The 1,424-nt window shown below is 65.7% G+C and carries 1 protein-coding gene and 1 pseudogene; both read left to right on the top strand.

Annotated elements, in window-relative coordinates; translation table 11 throughout:
- A pseudogene (locus ACSVDD_RS29660) lies at nt 1–592 on the top strand (IS5 family transposase); the annotation flags it as partial.
- A 112-nt stretch (nt 593–704) separates the two neighbouring features.
- Nucleotides 705–1,424, top strand: a 720-nt coding sequence (locus ACSVDD_RS29655; RefSeq protein ID WP_448192999.1) for an IS110 family RNA-guided transposase, incomplete at its 3' end; no start/stop codon positions are given.

Here is a 1,424-nt window from a genome sequence, read left to right as displayed (position 1 = left end):
ACCTGTGGGCCTGGGAGGGGACGTTGGAGCGCATCCACCATGACCTCTACCAGCGGGTCCGCGAGCGGGAAGGCCGCGAGGCCAGCCCAACCGCCGCTGTGGTGGACAGCCAAAGCGTCCGCGCGGCGGAAAAGGGGGGTGTGCGGCGGACCCGGTCGGCTACGACGCGGGCAAGAAGATCAAGGGTATCAAGTACCACATCCTCGTTGATACCCTCGGGCTGCTCCTGAACGTCGCGGTTCATCGTGCCGACATCCAGGACCGCGACGGCACCGCCCTGGTCCTGGACAAGGCCACCCGCGCGCTGTTCCCCTTCATCCGAGTGATCTTCGCCGACGGCGGCTACCAGGGGGATGTCGCGGCCACCAAGGTGAGGGACACCGGCGACTGGCAACTGGAGATCGTCAAACGCTCCGATCAGGCCAAAGGCTTTGTCGTGCTCCCAAAGCGCTGGCTGGTCGAGCGAACACTGTCATGGCTCACGCGGTGCCGCCGCCTCGTACGCCATTATGAACAGTACCTCCGCACCTCCGTTGCCTTCATTCGCATCGCCATGATCCGTCTGATGCTCCGGCGCCTCGCTCGGAAATAATCTTTCAGGACAGATGGGGTGATTGGGGTTTCACCGAGACGGTGGCTGCTCCGACCGAGATGATGGAACGTGGTCCGTGTGCATCGGCCACAAGCATCACGGAGAAACAGCCATGGACTACTATGCCGGTTTGGACGTGTCGCTGGAAGAGACCGCGGTCTGCATCATCGACGCGCAGGGGGTGGTGGTGAAGGAGGCAAAAGTCGCCAGTGAACCGGAAGCTCTGATCGGCTTCTTCGAGCGGCTCGGCTTGGCGATGGCGCGGATCGGTTTGGAAGCGTGTTCGCTGACGGCTTGGCTGCACGAGCGGATGGCGGCGACCGGTCTGCCCGTCATCTGCATGGAAACGCGTCAAGCCAAGGCGGCCATGGGATCGATGCCGATCAAGACCGATCGCAACGATGCCCGCGCGCTGGCGCAGATCGTGCGCACCGGCTGGTTTCGGCCGGTGCATGTCAAGAGCGCCCAATGCCGGTCGTGGCGGGCGCTGCTGACCGCCCGCCGCCTGGTGCTGAACAAGCTGCGCGATATCGAGAACGGCGTGCGGGCGTTGCTGCGCGAGGCCGGGATCAAACTCGGCACGCCCGGGCGCAAGCACTTCGCCGCGCGGGTCCGCGAGCTGACCGCGTCCGATGCCGTCCTGGCCGCCTTGGCCGAACCGCTGCTGACGATCACCGAGACCATGGTGGGCGAACTGGTGCGGCTGACCAAACAGGTTCTGGCGATCGTGCGCGACGAACCGGTCTGTCGCCGTTTGATGACGGTGCCGGGCGTCGGCCCGCTGACGGCCCTGGCCTTCCGCGCCACGGTGGACCGGCCCGAACGCTTCCGC

It is taken from the genome of Azospirillum terrae (genome assembly GCF_053470425.1).
Note: the sequence above shows the minus strand (reverse complement) of the source record. Positions and strands in the feature narration are given on the sequence as shown.